Origin of the sequence: Caballeronia arvi, from assembly GCF_001544695.2 — a bacterium.
In the GTDB taxonomy this organism is placed as follows: domain Bacteria; phylum Pseudomonadota; class Gammaproteobacteria; order Burkholderiales; family Burkholderiaceae; genus Caballeronia; species Caballeronia arvi.
Genome location: NZ_FCOM02000003.1, coordinates 183,985 through 202,610, shown reverse-complemented (window position 1 = coordinate 202,610; position 18,626 = coordinate 183,985). Strand labels below are relative to the sequence as shown.

Genomic DNA, 18,626 nt, shown 5'->3' with positions numbered 1-18,626 from the left:
GACAGAACCATGAACGATCGACTCTCGCAGATAACGTCGCGCAAAGGCCCTGAAACAAGGGGCCGGCGCATGGGTGCGCGTGCAGCCATCTCCGCGCTTGCGGGCATGATGCTGTGTGCGCCGCTCGCGAGCCGCGCGGCCGCCGAATCCGTGGCGGACTTCTATAACGGCCGCAATGTCACGATGACGATCGGCTATTCCGTCGGCGGCGGCTACGATACTTATGCGCGCCTGCTCGGCAAATACATCGGCAATTTTCTCCCGGGCAAGCCGACGATCACGCCGCAAAGCATGCCGGGCGCGGGCAGTCTGAAGGCCGTGAATTATCTCTATGGCATCGCGCCGAAAGATGGCGCGACCTTTGGGACCTTCGGCCGCACGATGCCCGAGCAACCGCTTCTGGGCGATGCCAATTTCGATGCGCGCAAGCTCACGTGGCTCGGCAGCATCACGAGCGATGTCAGTCTGTGCGTGACGTGGAATACATCGCCGGTCAAGACGTTCAAGGATCTCATCGATAAAGAAGCGCGCATGGGCGGACAGGGGGCGGGCTCGGACCCTGACGTGATTGCGTCCACCATCAAGAATCTCTTCGATTCGAAGCTGAAACTGGTCACGGGTTATCCGGGCAGTAACGAAACGGCGCTTGCGATGGAGCGCGGCGAGATCGACGGCGAATGCGGCGTGTCGTGGAGCACGATTCAAACGCGTCATCCCGACTGGATCACGGGCAAGAAGATCAACATCCTCGTGCAGGTCGCGCTGGAGAAGCATCCCGAGTTGCCCGATGTGCCGTTGCTTCTCGATCTCGCGCCGAACGATCAGACGCGTCAGGTGCTCAAGGTGATCGTCGCGAGTCAGGTGTTCGCGCGGCCGTTCGCGGCGCCGCCGGGCCTTCCACCGGAACGCACGGCCGCGTTGCGCCAGGCATTCGAGCGGACCGTGAAAGACCCGCAATTCCTCGCCGAAGCGAAGCGCATGGGTCTCGAAGTGCGCCCCGTTTCGTGGCAGCGCATGGACCAGTTGCTCGACGAGCTCTACAAGACCCCGCCCGATGTGCTTTCGAAAGCGAAGGCCGCGGTGGGCGGGCGCTACTAGCCGATTCATTTCCCGAACGCAGGACGACACCATGACTCTCAACGAAGCGAAGCAGAAACTGATCGATGCCGGCCGCATTCTCGAAGCGGAAGGTCAGGGCGATCTCACGCGCGGACATATTTCCGTGCGCGTGCCGGGCGATCCCACGCATTTCCTGATGAAGCCGCATAGCCACGGCTTCGACGAGATCACCGACGACAACATCGTCGTCTGCAATCTCGAAGGCGAGAAAGTGAGCGGCGGCGGACGCCGTCATAGCGAGGTTTTCATCCACTCCGAGATCTTCAGGGCGAGGCCCGATGTGACGAGCGTGATCCACGCGCATCCGACGCATGCCGTCGCGCTCTCGGCAACGGGCCAACCGCTCGAGATGATCAGCCAGCCGAGCGTGCACTTCGCGGACGGCCTGCCGTACTACACGGACACGATGAACCTGATCCGCACGCAGGACATGGGCGCGGGCGTCGCGCGCGCGCTCGGATCGAGCAAGGCCGTGCTGATGCGCAATCACGGCGTCGCGGTGGTGGGACGCTCGATCGAAGAATCGGTCGTGCTGTCGCTCCTTTTGGACAATGCATGCCGCATTCAATTGCTGACGAAGGCGGCGGGCGGTGTCGGCGAAACCTTCTCGCCGGAAGACGTGGACCGTCTGCACGACGCCGTGACGCGCGTCGAGCAGTTCGCCGTCAACTTCGAATTCCTGCGCCGCAAGGTCAACCGCAACCTCGTGCATTCGTTGGTTTGATGCACTTTGCATGCAATCGACCAATCGGTTTTATGCACGCAAAATGCCGGAGCTTCACACGATGATCGGAAAACTCAAACTCTCCGTCGCGATGGGCGACTACGACAGAACACGCCCGCTGCTCGACGGCCTGGTGCAGATCGACGGCGCCGAGCCCGTGTTCATGACGCTGTCGCCGGAAGAGATGTTCTTTCGCGCGTTTCGCTACGAGGAGTTCGATATCAGCGAGCTGTCGTTCTCCAGTTATGCGGTGAAGACAGCGGAGGGGTCGTGTCCTTACGTCGCGATACCCGTGTTTCTGTCGCGTGCCTTTCGGCATACGTCCATCTATGTGCGCAGGGACCGCATCGAACGGCCCGAGGATCTGAAGGGCAAGCGCATCGGCCTGCCTGAATATCAGCTGACGGCGAATGTATGGGCGCGCGCCGTGCTCGAGGACGATTTCGGCGTGAAGCCGAGCGATGTGAAATGGGTGCGCGGCGGTATCGACGAGCCGGGGCGCCCGGAGAAGATCAAGCTCGATCTGCCTTCCGATATCCGTCTCGAAGCCGCGCCCGAAGACGACACGATTTCGGCGATGCTCGATCGCGGCGATATCGACGGCTTCATGGCGCCGCGCCCGCCCGGCTGCGCCGCGATCAACCCGAACGTCGGCTGGCTGTTTCGCGATCCGACTGCGGCGGCGAAGGACTATTACCGTCGCACCCGCGTCTTTCCGATCATGCATGTCGTGGGCATTCGCAAGACGCTCGTAGAAGCGCATCCGTGGTTGCCAGCGGCCGTGCTCAAGGCATTCACCGAGAGCAAGCGCATTGCGCTCGCGCGTCTGTCGGACACATCGGCGACGAAGGTCACGCTGCCTTTCGTCGAAGAACAATTGAAAGCCGCGCGCGAATTGATGGGCGACGATCATTGGTCTTATGGCATCGAAGGGAACCGCGATACACTCGAGACCTTCCTGCGCCATCATCATTCGCAAGGGTTATCGAAACGCCGCCTGACTATCGAGGATATCTTTCATCCGGCCACGTTCGAAACGGCCAAGATATAGATATAGGCGCGCCTCTTTTCCACCGCACGCATCGCGATGACTGCCCATACCCTCAACGAGCTTCCGCCCGCCGCCACGGTTTCGAGCGAAGTGAATACCTATGGCGTGCCGCCGACGCCCACTTCGTTCGCGCTTTTCAAAGCATTCTTTTTCATTGGACTGACGGGCTTTGGCGGCGTGTTGCCGTGGGCGCGACGCATGCTGGTGGAAAGACTGGGCTGGCTCACGAATCGCGAATTCGCGGAGTTATTGCCGCTTGCGCAATTGCTGCCGGGGCCTAACGTCGCAAACATAGCGACTGTACTCGGGCGGCAATATCGCGGCGCAAAGGGGGCGGCGATCGCGGTGTTCGGGCTTTATCTCGCGCCGACCATCATCACGATCGGCGTCGGCTATGCCTATGCGCGATGGGGACATGCACCGGTCACCGCACATCTCTTCGCGGGGCTCATGCCCGCCGCGACGGGCCTCGTGATCGCAACGGTGCTCAAGCTCGTGACGAGTCTGCCGCGCGGCGCGGCGAGCATCGTGCTCGTGGCGGCGACGTTCATCGCCATTGCGATCATGAAGATACCGCTGCTCATCGTGCTTGCCGTGCTCGGTCCGCTCGGCACCATCGCAATGCTGCGCGGCGCGCGCAAGGAGTGATGCGATGTGGAGCACACTCGCCGATCTCTTCGTGCATGGCGCGATCTGGTCGTTGCTCGCCGTCGGCGGCATGAACGCGACACTCGCCGATATCCAGCGCTATGCAGTCGATACGCGTCATTGGGTCACCGGCGAGCAGTTCGTCACGTTCTTCTCCATCACGCAGGCCGCACCGGGTCCCAACGGCATGGCGGTCGCGCTCATCGGCTTTCAGGCGGCGGGACTATCAGGCGCATTGGTTTCGACCGTCGCTAAGATTTTGCCGTCTTCATTGATGGCGTATTTCGTGAGCGCATGGGTGGAACGGCGGCAGGACTCGCGCATCGTCGGCGCGATTCGCAAAGGACTCGCGCCCGTGACGGTCGGGCTACTCGTATCAGCGGCCTATGTATTCGCGCGCGAAACGGATGTGAACGTGTCTCGCACGCTTTGCACGGTGGTGTGCGCGGCCGTCGCTTATCGCAGCAAGCTCAATCCTATCTGGCTCGTCGCGGCAAGTGCTCTGCTGGGTCTCGCGGGCGTGTTCGGCTGACGATTCAGCCGGCAAGCATGGCGTCGACATCGACGACGATCTTGCCGCGCGCCGTGCCATCCAATAGCGCTTCATAAGCCTGCTCCGCACTGTGCAGATCGAAACGTCTCGCATCGATGCGTGGCGTGATCTTGCCTGCTTCTGCGAGCCGCGTAGCTTCGCGCAGCATCTCGCCATGATGTGCGCGATGCTGTCCCGTCAACAACGGATGCAGCGTGAAGACCCCCGAATAACTCGCCTCGCGAAACGACAGCGGCGCGAGCGCATGCGTGCCCCATCCCAGCGCGCTGACTACATGACCGAAGTGCCTGACCGCTGCGAACGATGCATCGAGCGAAGGGCCGCCGGCAGTATCGACGACGAGATCGAAACCCGCGCCTCCCGTATGCACGGCGACATATTGCTCGACGTTCGTCGTGCGGTAATCGATCGGCGTCGCGCCGAGGCTCCGAATGTATTCATGATCGCGCTCGCTCGCGGTCGCGAATACTTGCGCGCCGAGTGCGCGAGCGAGTTGCACGGACATATGACCCACGCCGCCCGCACCGCCTTGCACGAGCACGGTTTGTCCCGCCTGCAAATGCGCGCGATCGACGATGCCCGCATAAGACGTTATGAACGCGAGCGGCATGGCGGCGGCGCTGCGCATCGAAAGGTTCGCGGGCTTGTGCGCGAGCAGTGCGGCATCGACGGCTGCGTACTGCGCGAGTGAGCCCTGAATGCCGCCGACACCGCCGGTCATGCCATATACCGCATCGCCCGGCTTGAACGCATCGATGCCCGCGCCGACTGCTTCGACGATACCGGCCATATCGATGCCGAGCACGAGTGGGAGCGGATGTTTCGCATGCGCCGCGGCGCCGGCGCGAATCTTCGTATCGAGCGGATTGAGCCCGCTCGCCGCGATACGCACGAGCACTTCCCCTGATTTTGCTTCGGGACGATCGAGCTCGATCCGTTCGAGCGGACCGTTATGACGATCGAGAACGAGTGCTTGCATGGTGGACATCGGCGGCTCCGAGAGGATTGAACGTTGATAGCGATGCGCTCATACTCTGCCATGCATGCGAGCATGTAAATCGACAGATGTGCACGGTGGTCATACGAAAATGAATGGACCCAATCTCGAATGGAGCGACGTCCGTGTGTTTCTGGCGATCGCGCGAAGCGGCACGCTGGGCGCAGCCGCGCGAATGATCGGCCAGACGCAACCGACGATGGGGCGACGCCTGCGCGCGCTCGAAGAGGCGCTGGGACACGTGCTATTCCAGCGTACGAGCGACGGCTTCGTCCTCACCGACGAAGGCGCGGCCGTGCTCGCGTATGCGGAACGCATGGAAGAAGAGGCGCTCGGCTTCACGCGCGCACTCGCCGGACAGGACGCGAAGCTCACGGGCTTGCTGCGCATATCGTCGTCGGACTGGTTCGGCGTGCATGTTCTTACGCCGGTGTTCGCGCGCTTTCTGGCGAAGCATCCGGAGGTGTCGATCGAACTCGTCACCGATGCGCGCCGTTATAACCTCGCGCGGCGCGAGGCGGATCTGGTCTTTCGCATCACGCCGTTCGATGAACCCGATGTCGTGCAGCGCAAGCTCATGCATATCGACTACGCGTTGTATGGGCGCGCGAATCTCGCATCGCCCGAAATAGGCAATGGAGAAGGGCAGACGCTCATCAGCATGGATAGCGCGTTCGATCAATTGCCCGATGTGCTCTGGATAAAACGCATGTTGCCCAAAGCGAAGCTTATTTTCGGCAGCAACAATCGCGACGCGCAGGCGCATATGTGCGCTGAAGGCGCGGGCTTCGCGGTCTTGCCGTGTCCTTTGGGCGATCCGGACAAGCGCATCAGGTGCTTCGATCTTGGAGAAGCGCCGCCCGGACGCGACGTATGGCTCGGTTATCACCGCGATCTTAAACGCGTCGCCCGCTTGCGCGCGTTGCTCGAAGAGACCATGACGCTCGGCGAGCGATAACTTCCGCATAACATTTGCATTTCGATCGCAACTAACCGTCCTTCGCCCAACCAACCTCCGAATGCAACCCGGCGCATGGGCAAACAAAGCAGGCCGGAGTTTCAGGCAATGCAATGCGTCGCAAACATCACGCCCCATTCTGAATTGCATTGGCTAAGCTATTTCGAATACACCGTCGTTCAAGCTCGATTTTTAAAGCAGCGCTACAATCCCGATGCCTTAAAAGCTGACTGTCCCCACACAGTCGGCCATTTGCGATATCCGCGAAACCATTTAAAAGCCGGAGCCGCTCATGACCACGCTTTCCATCAACGGACAGAACCATACGATCGATGCGCCGCCCGACATGCCGCTCCTTTGGGTGTTGCGCGATATCGTAGGTCTGACCGGAACCAAGTTCGGCTGCGGCATAGCGCAATGCGGCGCATGCACGGTTCATCTCGATGGCGCCGCCGTCCGTTCGTGCGTATTGCCAATCGCAGCCGTTGGCGATCGTAAAGTGACGACGATCGAAGGCATTGGAGACACGCCGGCCGGCAAGAAAGTGCAGGCAGCCTGGCGTCGACTCGATGTCGTGCAATGCGGTTACTGTCAGTCCGGACAAGTGATGTCCGCAACCGCTCTGCTCACGACCGTCCCGAATCCCAACGACTCCGATATCGATGCTGCGATGGCAGGCAACATCTGTCGCTGCGGCACTTATCACCGCATCCGCGCGGCCATCAAGCAGGCCGCAAAGGAGGCGTGACATGTCGCAAGGATTGATCGAAGCGGGATGCCATGCGGCTCGCGCCGGATTTTCACGTCGCGCTTTCCTCAAGCTCGGCGTGACCGCGGGCGTCGCTGCAAGCGGCGGATTGCTGATCGGTTTCAGCATGCCCGCCGTGAGTCAGGATCAAGGCAAAGGCAAATCCGTGATCGGCGGAGATGGCATCGAGACGCCGCAAGACGGCGTATTCGCGCCGAATGCTTTCGTGCAGATCGACAAGAGCGGCAAGGTCGTACTCATCATGCCGAAGGTCGAGATGGGACAGGGCGTCTATACCGCGCTGCCCATGTTGATCGCCGAAGAGCTGAACGTGCCGCTCGAAAACGTCACGATCGATCATGCTCCGCCCGATGAAAAACTCTTCACGGACCCGCTATTGGGCGGCCAGCTGACGGGTGGCTCGACTTCCGTGCGCTATGCGTGGGAGCCGATGCGCAAGGCGGGTGCGGCCGCACGCATGATGCTCGTCGCAGCCGCCGCACAACAATGGCAGTGCGATCCATCGTCTTGCCAGGCGCAAGACGGCAAGGTAACGCATGCATCGGGTGATCGCAGCGCAAGTTATGGCGATCTCGCGGAAGCGGCCGCGAAAATGCCCGTGCCGCAAGATATCAAGCTCAAAGACCCGAAGGACTTCAGGATCGTCGGGACGCCGGTCAGGCGTCTCGATTCGCCGGAGAAGGTAGACGGCACCGCGATGTTCGGTCTCGACGTACGCTTGCCCGGCATGGTGTATGCGGCAATCGTCAATTGCCCGGTATTCGGCGGCACACTCGCATCCGTCGACGATAGCAATGCGAAGAAGATTCCCGGCGTACGTCAGGTCGTCAAGTTCGACAATGGCGTCGCGGTGATCGGCGATCATACGTGGGCTGCAAAGCGGGGCGCAGCCGCGTTGAACGTTCAATGGAATGAAGGCGCGAGCGCGAACGTATCGACGAGGCAGATCGTCGACGACATGGCGAATGCGTCGCAGCGTGCGGGCGCCGTCGCGCGCAAGGAGGGCGATGTCAATAACGCGTTCGCCAATGCAAAGACGCGCGTCGATGCGGTCTACGTGCAGCCGTTTCTCGCGCATGCGACGATGGAGCCGATCAACTGCACCGTGCATGTGCGCCCCGATGGCTGCGATATCTGGCTCGGCACGCAGGTGCCCACGCGTATCCGCGATGCCGGCATGCAGGCGACCGGCTTGCCTGCGGACAAGATCTTCGTGCATAACCATCTGCTCGGCGGCGGCTTCGGGCGGCGGCTCGAATTCGACATGGCGGCACAAGCGCTCAAGATTGGCAAAGCGCTGGGCGTACCCGTCAAAGTGACATGGTCGCGCGAAGAAGACATACAGCACGACATGTATCGCCCGTGTTATTACGACAAGTTATCGGCGGGGCTCGATGCGAACGGCAAACCGGTTGCGTGGACGCATCGCATCGTCGGATCGTCGATACTCGCGCGTTTCGCACCGCCCGCCGTGAAAGACGGTGTCGATCCGGACGCGGTGGAAGTGGCATCCGATCTTCCGTACGATCTGCCCAATCAACTCATCGACTACGTGCGCCTCGAACCGCACGACGTGCCCACGGCATTCTGGCGCGGCGTCGGACCGACGCGCGGAACCTTCGTCGTGGAAAGCTTCATCGACGAACTTGCTGTGCTGGCAAAAGCCGATCCCGTCAAATACAGGCGCGATCTGCTCGGCAAGTCGCCGCGCGCGCGCAACGTGCTGGATGTCGCGACGCAGGCCGCCGGCTGGGGACAGCAATCCACGCCGCAAGGACAAGGCCGTGGTGTTTCGGTGATGCATGCTTTCGGCAGTTTCTTTGCGGTCGTCGCGGATGTCGCCGTCGACAAGGACGGCGCGGTGACGGTGAACCGTATCGTATGCGCGGTGGATTGCGGCATGGTCGTGAATCCCAATACGGTCGAAGCGCAAGTGCAGGGCGGCATTCTCTTTGGCATCACGGCAGCGCTTTATAGCGAAATCACCATCAAGGACGGGCGCGTCGAGCAGAGCAACTTCACGGATTATCGAATGTTGCGCATTCACGAGACGCCGCCGGTGGAAGTGCATATCGTCAAGAGCACCGAGGCGCCTGGCGGTATCGGCGAACCGGGCACGGCTGCGCTGATACCCGCTATCACCAATGCTATCCATGCCGCGACGGGCAAGCGATTGAGGAAGTTACCCGTCGGCGATCAATTGCGTAGCGCTTGAGGAGGCCGTCATGAGAAACGCTCTAAAGCCTCTCTTTGCGGCGCTGTTTGCGTCGGGTGTCGCATTGGGCATGCTATCTACCGCACGCGCCGCCGACGATGCGCTCGTCGTGCGCGGTGCGTATCTCGCGAAGGCGGGCGATTGCATAGCCTGTCATTCCGCACCGCGCGGCAAACCCCTCGCAGGCGGCTTGCCGATGATGACGCCATTGGGCGCGATCTACACGACCAATATCACACCGGACCCGGATACTGGCATTGGTCGCTATACGGAAGAAGATTTCGCGCGCGCGTTACGTGAGGGCGTGGCGAAGGACGGCCACAATCTTTATCCGGCGATGCCTTATCCATCGTATGCAAAGATCAACGACGAAGACATGCATGCGCTCTACACGTATTTCATGCATGGCGTGACGCCGGTGAGACAGGCCAATCGCGACCCGGACATGAAATGGCCGCTCAATATGCGCTGGCCGCTGAAGCTATGGAACGCGGTCTTTCTCGACAAAGGAATTTATCAGAACAAATCCGGAAAAGATGTCGCGTGGAATCGCGGCGCTTATCTGATTCAGGGACTTGGCCATTGTGGCTCGTGTCACACGCCGCGCGGCATCGCGTTTCAGGAAAAAGGACTGGACGAAAACAGCGGCACGTATCTGACGGGCGGCCTGCTCGACAACTGGTTCGCGTCCAATCTGACGGGTGAACACAACACTGGACTTGGACGATGGTCCGAGCAAGATATCGCGGCATTTCTAAAGACAGGCGCCAACGCGCATGCGTCGGCATTCGGGTCGATGACGAGCGTCATCAATAACAGCACGCAAGAATTGACCGACACCGATATCGCCGCGATGGCGCGCTATCTCAAGTCGTTGCCCGCATCCGGAGGCGATACGCGCGCGCCTTATTCATACGATGCAAAAGCGAGCAAGGTTTCTTTGACGCGCCCGGCCGCAACGGATTCGGGCGCGCGGCTATATACCGTCTACTGCATGCATTGTCACGGCGCGGACGGCCGCGGCTTTGCGCCGATGCTCGCGCCGCTCGCGGGCAATCCGAATGTGCTGGAGAAGGACGCATCGTCGCTGATCAACGTCACGCTGAATGGCACCGGCGATCTCGTGCTGCATGGCGTGCCCGCGCCTTATCCGATGCCGCGTTACGCGCCCGTGTTGAACGACAAGCAGATCGCCGACGTGCTGACATTCGTTCGTGGCGCCTGGAATAACAACACGCCGGCTGTGCAGATCGATGATGTGAGCAAGATACGCAAGGCGACGCAGGCGGCGCGCTGACTGGCGCCGCTGTTTGTGCGGCAGCGCTCTCAGGACGCAAAATCGACGACGTCGAGATGAACCGAACTGGAAGGATGCGCAAGAAACTTTCGATGCACGCGTGCGCTGATGCGCTCATAGCCGTCGCTCAGGGCTTTTAGCAGGCGCTCGTCGCTCGCGCCCGTCGGCGCCCAGAAGCACTGTTCCAATGCCTTGCGCGTGATGTTGCACTGGATGGCCTGCTCGCGTGAGAACGCGACGAAGCTGACGGAAGCGCGGTCCGCCGAAATGGTGGCATGGATCGAGATCTTGCTTGTCATGATTCGACAGGAGAGTACGGTTCACTGGTTTTTATTGTGTCAGAAATCGGCGAGTTCGCGCATCCTCGAATAAGGGTGAAACGTGCGCAAACGGTCAAATGAATGGGTGAACATGTTCTTTGCCATTTCGCCGCGTCAGCGGGCGCGGCACACATGACGGCGATATTCATAAATCGAACGTTCGTTCTTTTTTGCGGACTTTAATTGCCTGCTTATTACTTCGATTGTCCACTACGCCGCCTCCAAGAGGCCGCCGTCTATGCGCAACGGGGCGCTGGCGCGATGTTCTAGCTTGTCCACGAAAAAATGAAAACAAAAGCATGCTCAGGTGTACTACTCTAGGAACGATCATCCGAAGCGGCGCTTGCATACCGGCTCAGGAAGCGGGTCGTGCGGCGCATTCCCCGGAACTCCACCGGCAACGTCCACTCCGGCTTCTTCTGCTGCGGCGTGCGTTGTCGCTACCAGGAGCGGAACATGAAGCATCCATCGTTGATGGATCCCTGGAGCCGTACCCTGGCATTGCTCGACAGCCGTTCGAGCCGCCCGTTGGAAGTGAATGACAAGTTTGCATTGATGACACGATCGCTCGTACGCAATGTGCCCGGCAAGAGCCCATGCACAGGACCGGCCGAGGGACATTGCGTCAATATTCGCGTGCTGGAGCGCCTGAGCGATTCGACGCTCGCGCTGTCCTGGCACGATCCCACTTCGTTCAATTATTCGGAGCAGGTCTGGGCGCTTTGCACCGCCCGCAAGCGCGGAACCTGTGCGCTGAGCGGACAGACAATCCGACGTGGACAGCCGGTTTATCGGCCAAGGCGAGTCGGCAGCTCGGTACCCTTGAATAGCGGCGCGATGATTCTGGCGCTTGCGCTGACGCCCGCGGAAGAGGAAGCGAGCGTCGTTTCCGATTGATCGACTGCGAATTATCGGGACGCGTGTGCAACGCACGCGTCTGTCATTCGAGCGCGCCGGTGCCGGTGCGAGGACGGAGCGTGCACGACGTTTGCGTAACGTCGCGATGACATCATCAGGCTCTCGATCGGCAGCGTCACAGTCGCATACATCCGATGCGTGGATCAAAGACGCTGATGATATGCACTTTAGAAAATCCGGATGTCGGCAAATAATCTTTGCACAAGAGTGCTTATCATTGCATTGCGCGATTAAGATTCGCTTGTGGCAGAAATAAAACATCGAATCGATTCATTAGATGAACGGCAATGCCCGTTCACCGCGCTGCCTGGCAAAGTTATGCAGGACGATAGAGGAGGGAAGATGGCTACATTGGCACAACTGGAAGGCCAGATTCAGAAATTGCAGCGCCGCGCGGATGCATTGCGCGAGAAAAAGTCGGTCGAAGTCATCGCCCAGATTCGGGCAATGATGGACGAATATGGCCTGACTGCAGCCGATCTCGCGAAAGCCGGCTCAGGGACCGGCAAGAAGCGCGGCCGTCCGCCCGGCGCGGGGAATTCATCCGGCACGAGGAAAAAAGCGACATCCAAACTTCCGCCCAAGTATCGTGACCCGGAAACGGGCGCCACGTGGAGCGGTCATGCGCGCCCGCCCGGTTGGATCAAGGATGCGTCGGATCGCAGCGTGTATTTGATCAATGGCGCTGCCGGTTCCGCATCACGCTCGGGCGCGCCAAAGAAAAGCGCTCGACGGGGACACGCGGTATCGGGATCGCGTGCTTCGCGCGCAGCGTCCAAGAAACCGGCGAAACGCGTCGGCCGCACGGCGGCAAAGAAAGCCACGCGCAAGAACGCCCAAAGCGCTGCCGGCTGATAACTCGCGATCCGTCAGCCGAGCAACGGACTGCGGGCGCTCGAATATCCACTTGCGCGGTCGTAGGCGAGCCCGATCTGCAATACGCCCAGATCTCCTTGCGTCGGACCGATGATCTGCAATCCGGCTGGCAAGCCGTTTGAGCCGAAGCCGGCCGGGGCGCTCAGTGCGGGCAACGAAGCCATCGTCGCCGGAACGACGGTTTCCATCCAGCGATGATAGGTATCCATCTCCCGATCCGCGATAACGTGAGGCCAGTCCAGTCCGGCGTCGAATGGAAAGACTTGAGCCGAGGGCATCACGAGATAATCGAAGCGATCGAACAGCGCGTTGATTGCCTGATACCAGGCTGCGCGGACACGGACGGCTCGCGATACATCTTCGCCCGATAACTTCAGCCCCCGTTCGATTTCCCATATTGCTTCGGGTTTGAGCAGCTTGCGTTTCTCAGCGTCGCGATAGAGCGGCGCATTCGTGCCGGAGAACGTGAGGCTACGCAAATCCATCCACGCGTTCCAGAGAAGATCGAAATCGAAGTCGAGGTGTGCGGGTTCGACGATGCAACCCGCGGTCTCGAAGTGGCGCAGCGCCGATACGTACGTGTCCATCAAACTTGCTTCGGTCGGCAAACGTCCATTCAAATCGCCCAGCCAGCCGATGCGTGCGCCGCGTCTGTCGCGCTCCAGCGAGTCGGTGAAATCGGCAGGGTTGTCGCTTCTGCGCGATAGCGGCGCACGCGCATCGAAGCCCGCCTGCACGGATAGCAACAAGCCGAGATCGGGAATGTTTCGCGCAATCGGGCCGGCTACGCTGAATTGCTGAAAGAACACATCGTCGCTGGGTGCATAAGGCACGCATCCCGGCGTCGTGCGAAAACCAAAGACATTGTTGAATGCGGCAGGCGTGCGCAGCGAACCCATCATGTCCGAACCGTCTGCGCACGGCAGCATGCGCAATGCAACGGACACGGCTGCGCCGCCGCTGCTGCCGCCCGCCGAGCGCGACGGGTCGAATGCATTGCGTGTGGTTCCGTACACCGGGTTATAGGTGTGACCGCCCAGGCCGAATTCGGGCGAATTCGTGCGGCCGATAAAGATTGCGCCCGCTTTGCGCGCGCGCTCGAATACCACCGCATCGACCTGACTGACAAGGTCTGCGTAAATGGGCGAGCCTTTCGTCGTGACCATGCCGGCAACCGGCAGAATATCTTTGGGCGCTTGTGGAAAGCCATGCAGAGGGCCGAGGCTTTCGCCTTTGGATAACTGTGCGTCGCGTTCGGCGGATAGCGCAAGCACGGCATCGCGATTCTGCATCGCGACGATAGCATTGACCATCGGGTTCAGGCGATCGATCTGCGCGAGGTAGGCCTTCATCACTTCGACGCAGGAGATGTCGCGTGCATGGATAGCTCGCGAAAGCGCGACGGCATCGAGCGAAACGATATCGTCGCTGGGCGGGCAAGCGGAATTTGCGTCGAGTGCGGTCATGGTCTTGTCGGGAATAAACGAGCAGATCAGCGATGAAACTCGGGAAGCACATGTGCGGCGACTTCCTCGATGATATCGCGCGCGGGCCGTCGCTCCGATGTGATGTTGAGCGTGACATGATGCGTGCCGCTCTCGCGCATATCGCGCAAGATGGCCGCGAGCCCGCGATGTCCCGTGCGATAGCCGAGCGAGATATCGGTTGCAGGCTCGTCGGCATCTTCGACGAGATCGAGCCGCATGGCAACGCCGAACGCGCGAAAGGCGCCGGAAGCCGCGCGATCGACGGCGGCGCGCCACATGCTATAGCGCCCGCGCTGCGCCTGCGGCTCGCGATGATAGGTCATCCAGCCGAGCGAGTGCCGTGCGATCCAGTCGACGCTCTGACCGCCCGAGCCCACGGCAAGCATTGGAATCGACGCATGCGGGCGAGGCAAGAGATAGAACTCGGGCGCGCCTTCGGGCGACGCGTCGGGAATCACGCGCGAAGGCACGGTAACGGCTGCCGCGAGCGTTTCCCAATGTCTTCTGTAGAGATCGCGTCGCTCTTCGGGATCGCGGCCGAATGCGGCATATTCCGGTGGACGATCGCCCGAACCGACGCCGAGAATGAAGCGTCCTCGAGAGAGCGTGTCGACGGAAATTGCGCCCTTCGCGACATGGAGCGGATGTCTGAGTGTCAATACGATCGCGCCGCTGATAAGCGCGATGTGTTCCGTATTCGATGCAAGCGCGCCGAGCAGTACCCACGGATCGAGATGTCCGACCGGATCGGGGTAATCGATGCTATTGAGCGGCACGTCGCGGACCCAGAGCGCGCGAAAGCCGAGCCGGTCGGCGAGTTGCGCAAGTGCTATCTGCTCGCTGAAGTCGACGACGCCTTGATCGTCACCGGTTATAGGCAACGTAATGCCGATGGATAGCTTGCCTTGCGCGAAGACGGCGTTAGTGATCGAAGACGAGGCCGAAATGTTATCGCTTGCGGTCATGACACGCAGTGCGTCGGGAGTGGGCTCGACGCCGATGGTATCACTGCCGTCGAAACACATGCCCGACGCAAGAGACGCGCCGGGCATGTCGAATCATCGAGCCTTTAAATCGCAGGCACGATACTGCGCCGCGTGACGAGCGAGACGGCAAACGTCACCGCGATATTCACGACCAAAGCGATCAACCCGATATAGATCGGCCAGGCCGCGTCACCGAGATGCAGGACATAGACCGGTTTGAGCCCTTGCGAGATTGCGAGACCCGTGCCTAGCACGATGCCGAGTAGCCAGCCGAGAAAGAGGCCCGGCGTAGTCAATCGACGAGTGAAGAGCGTGAACACGATAGCCGGGAAGATCTGCAGGATCCACACGCCGCCGAGCAGTTGAAGATCGATCGCATACTGCGTGGGCAGGAACACGATGAAGAGCAACGCGCCGAACTTCACGACGAGCGACGCGACCTTCGCGGTCGATGCTTCGGCAGCGGGCGACATGTCGGGCGATACCAACGGACGCCACAAGTTGCGCGTGAAGAGATTCGCCGCACCGATCGACATGATCGCGGCCGGCACGAGCGCGCTGATCGCGATTGCCGCCGCTGCAAAGCCGACGAACCACGAAGGGAATAGCGTGCCGAATAACGCCGGCACGACATCGGACGCCGATTTAACATGCACGCCCGCCGCGATCGCCATATAACCCAATAGCGCGATCAGGCCGAGCAGCAATGTATAGGCGGGCAGAAAGATCGCGTTCTTGCGCACAGTCATCGCTGACGACGAGGACAGCACCGCGGTCATCGTATGCGGATACATGAAGGCGGCAAGCGCCGAACCGAGCGCGAGCGATGCGTACGCCGTGAATTGACCCGGCTGGAGAATGATGCCGGTCGGACCGCCTTTTGCCTTGAAGTATTGATCGGCGGAATCGAACACATGCGCATAACCGCCGAGCTTCAGTGGAATGAGCCACACGGCCGCTATCACGACGATGTAGATCATGATGTCCTTGACGAACGCGATCATGGCGGGCGCCCGCAAGCCGCTCGTGTAGGTATAGAGCGCGAGGATCACGAACGCGACGATGAGCGGCAACTCGCCCGTCACGCCGAGCCCTTTGATGACCACCTGCATGCCGACGAGTTGCAGCGCGATATACGGCATCGTCGCGACGATGCCTGTCAGCGCGACCGCGGCCGGAAACCACTTGCCGCCGTATTCGCCGTGCACATAATCTGCGCCGGTGATGTGATTCTTCGCGTGCGCGATCTTCCATAGCTTGGGCATCACCGCGAACACGAACGGATAGACGATGATCGTATAGGGCAGCGCAAAGAAGCCGTATGCCCCAACCGAATAAACCAGTGCAGGCACGGCGATCACGGTATATGCCGTATAGAAATCTCCGCCGACCAGAAACCATGAGATCAACACGCCGAACTGGCGGCCGCCCAGGCCCCATTCGTGGAGCTGCGTGAGATCGCCGCGTTTCCAGCGCGCGGCAAAAAAGCCGACGACGGTAACGAGGACGAAGAACGCGATGAAAATGGTCATCGCAACCGGATCGACTGGCGTGAGTTCGTTCATTTCAGGCCCCTGTACACGACATAAAGCAGGAGCGACGTGAGCGGCACCCACAGAAACTGATACCAGTAGAAGAACGGGAATCCCGCGAATGAAGGATGCGTGTCGTTATAAAACGGCAGCCAGAGCAGGGCGACGTAGGGTATGAGAAGGGCGACCCAGAGCCATGGGCTGCGGGGTTCATCATTGTCAGGTTGCAAAGCTTTTTCTCCTCGTGAATCAGCGCTGATAAGAACGTGCCGGCGCACGGCCTTCGCCTTCATTTCGCTGATACGAGCAAGCGCCGCGCCGCCAACGGCTGCGCATTATCCAGCTTATTTTGCTTTATTGCCCAACGCGCAAAACGGGTGGTATGCGCATCAAACAGCGCGCTTACGCGGTGCTTTCTTTGCAATGACACATTAGCGAACTGATGCGCAGTGCGCGAAGAAAACGCCTTCATTCAGGCGGATTCAACGATTACGAATCAATGACGGCGTTCCCGGAAAGCGATCGCTTGCCGACCAGCATCGCGCGCTTGCCGCCGAAGCCCGCGACCTTGCGATATTCGAATCCGCTTTGCACGAGTGCGCGTTTGACATCGCCGGCGCTGGTATAGGTGGCGAATGTCGCATTCTCTTTGGCGATGCGAGCGAGCGACGTGAAAATCGCGGGCGTCCACATATCCGGGTTCTTCGCGGGCGCGAAGCCGTCGAGATAAATGGCGTCCGCTGCGGCGCCGCTATCGGCTAAATGCGGCAAGAGCCGGGCGGCATCGCCGAGCGCGAGCGTCAATGTGACGGCGCCAGCGTCGAATGCAAGTCTATGCATGCCGGCCTCTAGCGGTGGCCACGCCGAAGCTAGCAAGTCGGCGAGCGGAACGACAGCGTCGTCGTCGATGATCGCCGCGTGCGCCGCGCGCAGATCGTTTGCGCTGAACGGATGCTTTTCTATCGAAACGAAGTTGAGTATCGTCGCGCGATGAGCATCGTTACGCCAGGCCGCCCATGTCGCCAGGAAATTGATGCCCATGCCGAAGCCGGCCTCGATCACCGTGAAGCATGCCTTGCCGCGCCAGCGACCGGGCAAACCGTTGCCGTCGATAAAGACGTGGCGCGCCTGAGCCAGCGCGCCCGCCGCGCTGTGATAGATATCGTCGTGACGCGGCGAGTACGGCGTTCCATCGTCGCGAAAGACGAGCGATGCCGAAATCAGCGCGTCGCTCATCACTCAGGCATCGGGCGACGATTGATCGAGCGTGATGCCGAGTTCGCTTGCCATGCGCTGAACCATCGCGCGCAACTGCGCGACTTCATGTGCAAGGCGCTTCTGCTCCGACTTCAGGGATTCGAACTCGGAAAGCGAAAACGATTCGCCGCCTTGCGTGTCACGCGCAGGAAAATCGCTGATGCTGACTTCGCCGCACAGCAGATGCATCCATCGGCTTTCGCGCTCGCCCGGCGTGCGCGGCAGCTTCACGACGCGCGGCGGATCGTTTTCTGCGAGTTCATCGAGAAAACTTTCTACCGACGATATATCCGCAAACGAATGGAGCCTCGCGCTGTTCGCGCGCAATTCCGCCGCCGTTTGGGGACCGCGCAGAAAAAGCGTTGCGAGCAGCGCAACCGACTGGCTCGGCACGCCGAGTACGCGGTTCACGTTATGTTCGAAGCGCGGCACGCGGCTGCTGCTTCCTTCGATGACGAGGCTCAGGCGCTTCAGGCCATCGATGGTCGTCATCACTTCGTCCTCGCTGACGTTCATCACGGGCGCGCGCGCAGTCTTCTGATTGCAGCCCGAGGTTAGGGAATTCAACGAAAGAGGATAAGTGTCCGGCACGGTATGCTGTTTTTCGATGAGCACGCCGAGCACGCGTGTTTCGAGAGGCGTGAGTTCGCGCAGGGCAGGACGGGGTGCGGCTTCGGAAGGCGTGTTCATGGGCGTGAGTGACGTGCGGTAAGACGCCTATGATACCGGCGTGGCGACGCGGCTTTGAAACTTACGCACCGTCATGCAGCATCCAGTCGATGCACCGAATGTGCAGATCGCTTCAACGATGCGCGGTTTTGGTGCAGACACTACAGATCACGCGGCCCGAAGGTTTGTTTTACAAGGAGAAGAATCGCTCATAACATTGGCATTGAAGTTGCTTTTTCGTTTGGTACTG

Annotated in this window: 18 protein-coding genes and 1 pseudogene; 11 read left to right on the top strand and 8 right to left on the bottom strand. The window is 60.5% G+C overall.

The genetic code is table 11. The annotated features are described in order from the left end of the window. Window positions 1–9: 9 nt before the first annotated feature. From AWB74_RS05655 to AWB74_RS05635, 5 genes are all read left to right on the top strand, one after another. Window positions 10–1,098, top strand: coding sequence for a Bug family tripartite tricarboxylate transporter substrate binding protein (locus AWB74_RS05655; RefSeq protein WP_061145784.1), 1,089 nt, complete (start codon window positions 10–12; stop codon window positions 1,096–1,098). A gap of 31 nt (window positions 1,099–1,129) precedes the next feature. After that, window positions 1,130–1,843: a class II aldolase/adducin family protein gene (locus AWB74_RS05650; RefSeq protein WP_061145783.1), complete on the top strand. Its 714-nt coding sequence runs from the start codon at window positions 1,130–1,132 to the stop codon at window positions 1,841–1,843. A 64-nt stretch (window positions 1,844–1,907) separates the two neighbouring features. Continuing rightward, on the top strand, window positions 1,908–2,894 hold the full coding sequence (locus AWB74_RS05645) for an ABC transporter substrate-binding protein (protein ID WP_061145912.1): 987 nt from the start codon (window positions 1,908–1,910) through the stop codon (window positions 2,892–2,894). 36 nt (window positions 2,895–2,930) lie between these two features. Beyond that, entirely contained in the window at window positions 2,931–3,542 is a 612-nt protein-coding gene (locus AWB74_RS05640) for a chromate transporter (RefSeq protein ID WP_061145782.1), read from the top strand. 4 nt (window positions 3,543–3,546) lie between these two features. Further along, window positions 3,547–4,074: a chromate transporter gene (locus tag AWB74_RS05635; protein ID WP_061145781.1), complete on the top strand. Its 528-nt coding sequence runs from the start codon at window positions 3,547–3,549 to the stop codon at window positions 4,072–4,074. A 4-nt stretch (window positions 4,075–4,078) separates the two neighbouring features. Here AWB74_RS05635 and AWB74_RS05630 read toward each other — a convergent pair whose 3' ends face one another. Further along, complete coding sequence (locus AWB74_RS05630; protein WP_061145780.1) at window positions 4,079–5,083, bottom strand: zinc-dependent alcohol dehydrogenase family protein; 1,005 nt, start codon at window positions 5,081–5,083, stop codon at window positions 4,079–4,081. Window positions 5,084–5,183: 100 nt separating this feature from the next. Here AWB74_RS05630 and AWB74_RS05625 point away from each other — a divergent pair, with 100 nt between their 5' ends. The 4 genes from AWB74_RS05625 to AWB74_RS05610 all read left to right on the top strand — a co-directional run bounded on the left by AWB74_RS05625 (window position 5,184) and on the right by AWB74_RS05610 (window position 10,331). Then, window positions 5,184–6,050: a LysR family transcriptional regulator gene (locus AWB74_RS05625; RefSeq protein ID WP_061145779.1), complete on the top strand. Its 867-nt coding sequence runs from the start codon at window positions 5,184–5,186 to the stop codon at window positions 6,048–6,050. 292 nt (window positions 6,051–6,342) lie between these two features. Continuing rightward, the gene (locus AWB74_RS05620; RefSeq protein ID WP_061145778.1) at window positions 6,343–6,798 is read left to right on the top strand and encodes a (2Fe-2S)-binding protein; all 456 of its coding nucleotides are present in this window, start codon (window positions 6,343–6,345) and stop codon (window positions 6,796–6,798) included. A 1-nt stretch (window position 6,799) separates the two neighbouring features. Further along, window positions 6,800–9,034 carry a xanthine dehydrogenase family protein molybdopterin-binding subunit gene (locus tag AWB74_RS05615; protein ID WP_061145777.1) on the top strand — a complete coding sequence of 745 codons (2,235 nt, stop codon included), beginning with the start codon at window positions 6,800–6,802 and terminating at the stop codon, window positions 9,032–9,034. A gap of 10 nt (window positions 9,035–9,044) precedes the next feature. Beyond that, window positions 9,045–10,331 carry a c-type cytochrome gene (locus AWB74_RS05610; RefSeq protein ID WP_061145776.1) on the top strand — a complete coding sequence of 429 codons (1,287 nt, stop codon included), beginning with the start codon at window positions 9,045–9,047 and terminating at the stop codon, window positions 10,329–10,331. A gap of 29 nt (window positions 10,332–10,360) precedes the next feature. Here the strand turns inward: AWB74_RS05610 and AWB74_RS05605 are convergent, their stop codons facing one another. Continuing rightward, window positions 10,361–10,630, bottom strand: coding sequence for a DUF1488 family protein (locus AWB74_RS05605; RefSeq protein ID WP_061145775.1), 270 nt, complete (start codon window positions 10,628–10,630; stop codon window positions 10,361–10,363). A 477-nt stretch (window positions 10,631–11,107) separates the two neighbouring features. On the opposite strand from AWB74_RS05605, the gene AWB74_RS05600 reads away from it, so the two are divergent. Both AWB74_RS05600 and AWB74_RS05595 read left to right on the top strand, forming a co-directional pair. After that, complete coding sequence (locus AWB74_RS05600; RefSeq protein WP_061145774.1) at window positions 11,108–11,548, top strand: DUF3331 domain-containing protein; 441 nt, start codon at window positions 11,108–11,110, stop codon at window positions 11,546–11,548. Between the two features lie 264 nt (window positions 11,549–11,812). Next, the gene (locus AWB74_RS05595) at window positions 11,813–12,424 is read left to right on the top strand and encodes an H-NS histone family protein (protein ID WP_235024488.1); all 612 of its coding nucleotides are present in this window, start codon (window positions 11,813–11,815) and stop codon (window positions 12,422–12,424) included. Window positions 12,425–12,438: 14 nt separating this feature from the next. On the opposite strand, the gene AWB74_RS05590 is transcribed toward AWB74_RS05595, so the two are convergent. The 6 genes and pseudogenes from AWB74_RS05590 to AWB74_RS05565 form a co-directional block, all read right to left on the bottom strand. Next, the gene (locus tag AWB74_RS05590) at window positions 12,439–13,911 is read right to left on the bottom strand and encodes an amidase (protein ID WP_061145772.1); all 1,473 of its coding nucleotides are present in this window, start codon (window positions 13,909–13,911) and stop codon (window positions 12,439–12,441) included. A gap of 26 nt (window positions 13,912–13,937) precedes the next feature. Beyond that, entirely contained in the window at window positions 13,938–14,897 is a 960-nt protein-coding gene (locus tag AWB74_RS05585) for an LLM class oxidoreductase (RefSeq protein WP_061145911.1), read from the bottom strand. A 104-nt stretch (window positions 14,898–15,001) separates the two neighbouring features. Next, entirely contained in the window at window positions 15,002–16,483 is a 1,482-nt protein-coding gene (gene mctP, locus AWB74_RS05580) for a monocarboxylate uptake permease MctP (RefSeq protein WP_061145771.1), read from the bottom strand. Continuing rightward, entirely contained in the window at window positions 16,480–16,680 is a 201-nt protein-coding gene (locus AWB74_RS05575; RefSeq protein ID WP_061145910.1) for a DUF3311 domain-containing protein, read from the bottom strand. The genes mctP and AWB74_RS05575 overlap by 4 nt, the downstream gene beginning before the upstream one ends. Before the next feature lie 295 nt (window positions 16,681–16,975). Further along, window positions 16,976–17,686: pseudogene (mnmD, locus tag AWB74_RS05570) on the bottom strand (tRNA (5-methylaminomethyl-2-thiouridine)(34)-methyltransferase MnmD); the annotation flags it as partial. 3 nt (window positions 17,687–17,689) lie between these two features. Continuing rightward, window positions 17,690–18,397, bottom strand: coding sequence for a YceH family protein (locus AWB74_RS05565; protein WP_061145769.1), 708 nt, complete (start codon window positions 18,395–18,397; stop codon window positions 17,690–17,692). Window positions 18,398–18,626: the final 229 nt, after the last annotated feature.

Coding starts and splice junctions, on each gene's coding strand:
- AWB74_RS05585 (WP_061145911.1), bottom strand. CDS start 14,897: ATGACCGCAAGCGATAACATTTCGGCCTCGTCTTCGATCACTAACGCC.
- AWB74_RS05610 (WP_061145776.1), top strand. CDS start 9,045: ATGAGAAACGCTCTAAAGCCTCTCTTTGCGGCGCTGTTTGCGTCGGGT.
- AWB74_RS05640 (WP_061145782.1), top strand. CDS start 2,931: ATGACTGCCCATACCCTCAACGAGCTTCCGCCCGCCGCCACGGTTTCG.
- mctP (WP_061145771.1), bottom strand. CDS start 16,483: ATGAACGAACTCACGCCAGTCGATCCGGTTGCGATGACCATTTTCATC.
- AWB74_RS05605 (WP_061145775.1), bottom strand. CDS start 10,630: ATGACAAGCAAGATCTCGATCCATGCCACCATTTCGGCGGACCGCGCT.
- AWB74_RS05565 (WP_061145769.1), bottom strand. CDS start 18,397: ATGAACACGCCTTCCGAAGCCGCACCCCGTCCTGCCCTGCGCGAACTC.
- AWB74_RS05650 (WP_061145783.1), top strand. CDS start 1,130: ATGACTCTCAACGAAGCGAAGCAGAAACTGATCGATGCCGGCCGCATT.
- AWB74_RS05655 (WP_061145784.1), top strand. CDS start 10: ATGAACGATCGACTCTCGCAGATAACGTCGCGCAAAGGCCCTGAAACA.
- AWB74_RS05600 (WP_061145774.1), top strand. CDS start 11,108: ATGAAGCATCCATCGTTGATGGATCCCTGGAGCCGTACCCTGGCATTG.
- AWB74_RS05630 (WP_061145780.1), bottom strand. CDS start 5,083: ATGTCCACCATGCAAGCACTCGTTCTCGATCGTCATAACGGTCCGCTC.
- AWB74_RS05635 (WP_061145781.1), top strand. CDS start 3,547: ATGTGGAGCACACTCGCCGATCTCTTCGTGCATGGCGCGATCTGGTCG.
- AWB74_RS05625 (WP_061145779.1), top strand. CDS start 5,184: ATGAATGGACCCAATCTCGAATGGAGCGACGTCCGTGTGTTTCTGGCG.
- AWB74_RS05620 (WP_061145778.1), top strand. CDS start 6,343: ATGACCACGCTTTCCATCAACGGACAGAACCATACGATCGATGCGCCG.
- AWB74_RS05590 (WP_061145772.1), bottom strand. CDS start 13,911: ATGACCGCACTCGACGCAAATTCCGCTTGCCCGCCCAGCGACGATATC.
- AWB74_RS05615 (WP_061145777.1), top strand. CDS start 6,800: ATGTCGCAAGGATTGATCGAAGCGGGATGCCATGCGGCTCGCGCCGGA.